Source organism: Streptomyces sp. N35, from assembly GCF_016464295.1.
Taxonomy (GTDB): domain Bacteria; phylum Actinomycetota; class Actinomycetes; order Streptomycetales; family Streptomycetaceae; genus Streptomyces.
The window spans coordinates 12,706-17,935 of sequence record NZ_JAEIMH010000128.1 but is presented as its reverse complement, the minus strand read 5'-3'; the positions used below and the strand labels follow the sequence as shown (position 1 = coordinate 17,935).

Here is a 5,230-nt window from a genome sequence, read left to right as displayed (position 1 = left end):
CCCTCTTGGTCTCGTCCGCACAGGCCGCCCACGCAGGATGCGTCAGCCATCCCTCACGGTGCGCGGTGGGCTGGTTGAAGAAGTACCGGCGGGATTCCTCCGGGTCCTTCTCGAGGTTCCAGAACTCCGACTCGATGATCCCGTCCAGGTCCAGCACGTCACCGAACGGGCCGTAGACCTCTCGCAGGCCGGCCCGCATCGACTCCAGGTCCTCCGTGTCGACGTCCGGGGGTGCTTCGCGGTGGTCCCACAACAGGCGCCGCTCACGCGTCTTGCCCTCGGCGATCGCCTTGGCGCGGTCATGGAGCTTCTCCAGCGTGGATTCCTCGCCCGGCTGATACATCGTCGACGTCAGCAGCGCCCACGGCGCCGCCGCCTTGCGCTTGCGCAAGTTGCGGTCCACCGTGCGGTACATCTGCCGCAGCTCCGGCAGGTTGTACAGGTGCGGCTCGTCGAAGACCGCGAACGACTCCTTGCCGCCATCGCGGGAAGCCGCCGCCGCAGTAGAGGGCCGCACCTCCCCACCGCCCGGCAGGAAGATGCGGGTGATCCCCGCAGTCCCGGACGGCAGGTCCTCGCTGAGCGGGCCGTGCTCCAAGTTGAAGTTGATGTTGTCGTAGGTGTTCCCGGACTGGGACTCCTCAGTGGCCAGGCAACGGATGAACGGATACGTCACCGGCCGGCCCATCGCCTCACCCGGCTCGTACTCGTAGACGAAGTCCCGCCACACGAACCGTTCGCCGCCCTCGGCCCAGCCCGCGAACCTGACCGGCCCGAGCGCTTCGGCCAGGCCGACGAACCCGGCCAGCTCGCTCTTGGCCCGGCCCTTGGCCCGGGAGACCGCCGCCGTGTCATACAGGCGCCGGCCGGAGGCATCGTGGGTGTAGAAGTCGAGAATCAGACCCGCGAACTCATCATCCAGCGGCAAGGATTCGCTGCCGTGGCGAACGTGCAGCGGGATGCCCTGGACATCGCCGGGGCCGTGCACACAGAACCATTCGATCCACGCCAGAGCCACGTGCAGCGAATGGTCGCGCGTGTGCTCAGGGTGCAGGACACGTTCACGAGGCATCGCTGACCTTGCGCCGACGAGCAGTCAAATCCGCAACCCCGGCAGGGTGCACGGTCGCTTTGGGCTGCTCCAGCTTGATCCGCCCGCGCATCCGGTCCACGTGCGTGGCCCCCAGCAGTGACTCATTGAGCCGGATCTCGGAGAGCAGCTTCGTGGACGGCTCCGCCCAGTACGCCTCAACCAGCAGGGCCAGCATGTGCAGGCGCTGCCAGTCCGTCACCGTGAACACCGCGGCCTGCGGCGCCTGCTGCCACGTCGCATACCAGGCCAGGGTCTGGGAACTGTATGCCTCGGCCTGCGGCAGGTCGGGGGCATCGAAGGCGCCCTCGGCGGGCACGCTCATGCTCTCTGCCTCGTAAGTGTCCTTGTTGCGGCGCCGCTTGTTCTGCGACGGAGGAGGACCGAACCCAGCCATGGCCACCCCCGTTCCACGTCAGGTCAGCGAGGCAACAACCTCAGAAATGTCAGCCAGCCGGGCCGGACACTGCTCGAACCGGCGCCCCGTCACAGCGATGTACCGGGCCTGTCCATAGATCTCGATGACAACACCGTCCCGGCGGATCCTGCGGCCTCGCGTCACCGTGGCGCGACCCCAGATGTGCAGGCCGGCACCCGAGACGGACACCTCGACGAAGGTGGCCGGGCACCGGTCGAGGATGTCCCGCGCCCACGCCGCGAGTTGACCGCCGTCCAGGCAATGGTCGAGGTCGATGCACGCCACCCCGTCGCCCTCCGCGAGGACGTACCCGAGACCGACACCGGCCCGCGAGCGCAGTGCGTCGGCGTGCGTGGACCAGACGGAGCCGTCGGCCACGGACGCGTACGCGCCATCGGTGGTGCGGGGCGCCTTGCGCACGTCACGGCGTACCCAACGCCTGCGCCGGGTCAGTTCCTTGGGCAGAGCAGACTCGGCTCGCCGGGCACGGTGAGCCGCCACCCGGCAGCGCGTCGAGCAGAACCGAGGCACGCGACCGCGGCCGGCCACCGGCAGCGCATTGCCGCAACTCCCCTGCTCGCACACCGTGTTCGCCATACCCCCAGGATACCGGAGCATGTAACGAATACAGGCTCTGACCTGGGGAAATAGTACCGCGCGGGGAGTGGTGTTCACCACCGCGCGTGATCATCGCAGGTCAGGGAAATCACCAGACCCGTACAGCCAGCGAGGTGCAATGCCGCACCGTGGGCGAGATTCAGACAGGATCGGGGACACCCCCCACCCCGCTGAATAGATCCTTCACCAGGTCACGCTCGTGCTGTCCGCAGCAGATATCAGCGATGCTCGTGCGTGCGCTCAACGGATGAGTCCTGGATGCTGCTCGGCTGGGCGGCGGCGGCTGGGCTGCGGTCCGCGTGCAGCGCGGGCTTGGAGTGCGGTGCGCTTGCGGTGGTGCGGTCCGCAGAGCATCCGCAGGTTGTCCAGGCTGTGGTCGTCAGGGTTGCCGATGTGGTCGCAGTCGGTGCCCGGTTCGGTGCAGCGCACGCCGCCGTCGGTCCATGTGCACTGTCCGCCGTCACGCTCCAGGGCCTGGGCCCTGAGGGCCTTCCAGCCCAGGGGGCGGGGGGTTGTTCGCCAGGCGGTGGGGCTTTCCTTCCAGGCCATGGGCACCTCCAGGGGGTGGGGTTCGCCGGAGAGGCACGGTCCTTGAGGGCCCCCAGGCTCAGGCTGGCTCTGGTGGTGCCGGTGTTGCGCCGTTCCCCATGAGGTGAAGGCTTTCAACGGCCGCGTGCCGGATGTGGTCGGCTGCTTCGAAGAGCAGGCCTGCCAGGGCTTCGAGGGCGTCTGCCGGGCTGTCTTCGTCGTCGATGATCAGGTCGCCGATGTGACGTTCGGCCCATGGGCCGACGCGCAGGTGAACGGGCCACGTGTCCATCGTCTCGCTCTCCTCGCGGTGCGGGCCTGCAGGTCCAGCCCAACACCCGCCAAGGAGAGGACCGGAGTTCCCTTTGCCTGCGCATCCACCCGCGGCAAGGGAGTTCATGGGGCCCGCAGCCAAAAGGGGGTTTCTGCTGCGGGCCCAACGCCGACCGGGACTGACAGGGCCGGGTCGGCGTCCGAGGCGCGTCGCGGCGAGCTGGCGTCGCCTCGGGGTGGTCGAGCGGCAGGGGCCAGCGTTGGTAGCCGCCGGCCGCTCTGGAAGGAAACTATCCGTCAAGCACGCGCCGGGCGGGGGCCGTTGGTCCCGGAAGGTCCCGGGGCTTGGTCAACGTTCGTCAACCGGAGGTTGATCACAGGCATCAATGCGGTAGCCCCAATGGGCTATGAGCTGGGGGACGTTGGACTCTGTGAGCCCGGCCGTTGGACCCGGATGCTGTTGGGTCGCACGATCCCTTACTGAAGGAAAGCCTTATGTCTGACTTGACCGGTCGCCCTGACATCGATCGCGCCGCTGCCCGGCTCGGGATGAAGTTCGGTAGCAAGCGCGAGATCAAGAAGCTCCCCGAGCTGCTGTGGGAGGGCGAGCAGGTCGACATGCTCGCGGCGGGTCAGTACGGCGGTGGTCTGGGGCTGTTGGCCATGACCAACGTGCGTCTGATCTTCCTGAAGCACGGCTTTGTGTCTCAGCAGTTGGAGGATTTTCCGTACGGAAAGATCTCGTCGGTGCAGTGGAAGGGCGGCATGCTGCAGGGAACGCTGACCGTTTTCACGTCTGGCAACAAGGCCGACATTACGCACATTGCGAAGGATGACGGTAAGCAGATGTCCGACACTCTCCGTGCGCGCATCTCTGGCGCCAGCTTGGCCGGCCCGTCGGCGCATCCGGCGGCGCCTGCTCAGCCGTGGCCTCAGGTGGTGCAGACTCCGGCACCTGTCACGCCCCAGCCCAACGCGGGAAACGACGTGGCTGCGCGTCTCCAAACGCTGGAGCAGCTGTACGCGCAGGGCATCGTGTCGGCGGAGGAGTACCAGCAGCAGCGGGCCGCCATCCTGGCCAGCCTCTAGCACCACTCACCTGTCGCGCCATCACGGGGCAACGTCGAGGCGGCCTGCGGTGACGATGACGCCGCGTGCGCCGGTCGCGTCTTTGAGGCCGGGTAGGTCGTCGATGGGTTTTCCGGTGCCGTATTCGTATTCGTCGATGACGAGGATGAAGGGGGTGGTGAAGTCGTCGCCGTGGTGTTCGGCGGGGAGTTCGAGGATCTGGATGCGTGCCATGCTCTGCTCCTCTGCCGCTGGCGGGAAACAGCTCAGGCCACCCATTGGGTGGCCTGAGGAGTTGCCGCGGGCTGATGGCGGCGGGGGATGGAGTGGACCCATCTTGAGAGCAGATTACGCCACGGCTTGTTCGTCGCGCAATGGCTTGGGTCGGTGTGTCCAGTAGAGCTGGTCGATTTCGCGGAGGTCGACGGTCAGGCGGCGTGGGGTGCCGTAGCGGATCAGACGTCCTTCGGCAGCCCAGCGCTGCACCGTGCGTATGGGAATGGCGTAGTGTCGGGCGGCTTCGGCGGCGGTGACGAGGATGGCGGCCATGCATCCAGTTTGGGGCCAACTGCCAGCCGTGGGCGTTCTCATCTGATGTGGCCCGCGATCGGGCCGGCCACGATGGTGGGCCAGGTGGCGAAGGTGAAGACGGCGACCAAACAGAGGGTGAGTACGGCGGTGATGAGCCAGTTGGAGAGGTGGACATGCCGCCACCGCAGCCTGGTGAGGCTTCCGAGTGAGGCTGCGGTGGCTGGCAGTCCTATCAGGGGCGCAGGGCCGCTGGTGGTAATCGCAACGACCGCCAGGAGTAGGGGTGTGTAGAGCGTGGCGGTGGATGCGGTTCTGACGTACTGCGCGGGACGGTTCACCGACGGTGGCGCCAGGCGATCCATGTAAGCAGGGCGGTCACCGGTATGGAGATGGCGGCGTAGAGGAGAACTGGGCCGAGTAGCGGCTCGCTGCCCCGGCTCAGGTCGCCGATCAGTAGGCCACCGAACAGGATCAGCATGGCTATAGGCCAGGCTGTCCGGATGCGCATGCTCCCTATGGTGCCGGTCCTCATCGCTGCAGGCACTTCTTGCCGGCGCCGCGTCCGTTGTACTTGAACTTGAACTCCCAGCGCTTGCAGCGGTCGAGGTTGTCTGCGCCGACGCTGCCGACGTAGGCGCCGATGGTGGCTGCGATCACCATGCCCACGCCCCCCGTGACGAGGCCGAGGATTCCGGCCGCGGCGG

Annotated in this window: 8 protein-coding genes and 1 pseudogene; 1 reads left to right on the top strand and 8 read right to left on the bottom strand. The window is 67.3% G+C overall.

Features of this window, described 5'->3' with window-relative positions; translation table 11 throughout:
• The 5 genes and pseudogenes from JAO81_RS39275 to JAO81_RS39255 form a co-directional block, all read right to left on the bottom strand.
• A pseudogene (locus JAO81_RS39275) lies at positions 1–1,072 on the bottom strand (Terminase); the annotation flags it as partial.
• Positions 1,062–1,487 (bottom strand): hypothetical protein, encoded by a 426-nt coding sequence (locus JAO81_RS39270; protein ID WP_199552797.1) that lies wholly within the window; start codon positions 1,485–1,487, stop codon positions 1,062–1,064. The gene JAO81_RS39270 and the pseudogene JAO81_RS39275, both read right to left, overlap by 11 nt.
• A gap of 18 nt (positions 1,488–1,505) precedes the next feature.
• Positions 1,506–2,105: a DNA primase gene (locus JAO81_RS39265; RefSeq protein WP_199552796.1), complete on the bottom strand. Its 600-nt coding sequence runs from the start codon at positions 2,103–2,105 to the stop codon at positions 1,506–1,508.
• Between the two features lie 261 nt (positions 2,106–2,366).
• Positions 2,367–2,675: an HNH endonuclease gene (locus JAO81_RS39260; protein ID WP_199552795.1), complete on the bottom strand. Its 309-nt coding sequence runs from the start codon at positions 2,673–2,675 to the stop codon at positions 2,367–2,369.
• Between the two features lie 58 nt (positions 2,676–2,733).
• Positions 2,734–2,946 carry a hypothetical protein gene (locus JAO81_RS39255; RefSeq protein ID WP_199552794.1) on the bottom strand — a complete coding sequence of 71 codons (213 nt, stop codon included), beginning with the start codon at positions 2,944–2,946 and terminating at the stop codon, positions 2,734–2,736.
• A 476-nt stretch (positions 2,947–3,422) separates the two neighbouring features.
• Here JAO81_RS39255 and JAO81_RS39250 point away from each other — a divergent pair, with 476 nt between their 5' ends.
• Complete coding sequence (locus JAO81_RS39250; protein WP_199552793.1) at positions 3,423–4,016, top strand: PH domain-containing protein; 594 nt, start codon at positions 3,423–3,425, stop codon at positions 4,014–4,016.
• 21 nt (positions 4,017–4,037) lie between these two features.
• On the opposite strand, the gene JAO81_RS39245 is transcribed toward JAO81_RS39250, so the two are convergent.
• The 3 genes from JAO81_RS39245 to JAO81_RS39235 all read right to left on the bottom strand — a co-directional run bounded on the left by JAO81_RS39245 (position 4,038) and on the right by JAO81_RS39235 (position 5,004).
• On the bottom strand, positions 4,038–4,229 hold the full coding sequence (locus JAO81_RS39245; RefSeq protein ID WP_199552792.1) for a hypothetical protein: 192 nt from the start codon (positions 4,227–4,229) through the stop codon (positions 4,038–4,040).
• 114 nt (positions 4,230–4,343) lie between these two features.
• Positions 4,344–4,544, bottom strand: a complete 201-nt coding sequence (locus JAO81_RS39240) for a helix-turn-helix domain-containing protein (protein ID WP_199552791.1) — start codon at positions 4,542–4,544, stop codon at positions 4,344–4,346.
• A gap of 316 nt (positions 4,545–4,860) precedes the next feature.
• Complete coding sequence (locus tag JAO81_RS39235; protein WP_199552790.1) at positions 4,861–5,004, bottom strand: hypothetical protein; 144 nt, start codon at positions 5,002–5,004, stop codon at positions 4,861–4,863.
• Positions 5,005–5,230: the final 226 nt, after the last annotated feature.

Bases quoted from the DNA above. Each gene is read 5' to 3' on its own strand.
- JAO81_RS39255 (WP_199552794.1), bottom strand. From the start codon at position 2,946: ATGGACACGTGGCCCGTTCACCTGCGCGTCGGCCCATGGGCCGAACGT.
- JAO81_RS39240 (WP_199552791.1), bottom strand. From the start codon at position 4,544: ATGGCCGCCATCCTCGTCACCGCCGCCGAAGCCGCCCGACACTACGCC.
- JAO81_RS39235 (WP_199552790.1), bottom strand. From the start codon at position 5,004: ATGCTGATCCTGTTCGGTGGCCTACTGATCGGCGACCTGAGCCGGGGC.
- JAO81_RS39250 (WP_199552793.1), top strand. From the start codon at position 3,423: ATGTCTGACTTGACCGGTCGCCCTGACATCGATCGCGCCGCTGCCCGG.
- JAO81_RS39270 (WP_199552797.1), bottom strand. From the start codon at position 1,487: ATGGCTGGGTTCGGTCCTCCTCCGTCGCAGAACAAGCGGCGCCGCAAC.
- JAO81_RS39245 (WP_199552792.1), bottom strand. From the start codon at position 4,229: ATGGCACGCATCCAGATCCTCGAACTCCCCGCCGAACACCACGGCGAC.
- JAO81_RS39260 (WP_199552795.1), bottom strand. From the start codon at position 2,675: ATGGCCTGGAAGGAAAGCCCCACCGCCTGGCGAACAACCCCCCGCCCC.
- JAO81_RS39265 (WP_199552796.1), bottom strand. From the start codon at position 2,105: ATGGCGAACACGGTGTGCGAGCAGGGGAGTTGCGGCAATGCGCTGCCG.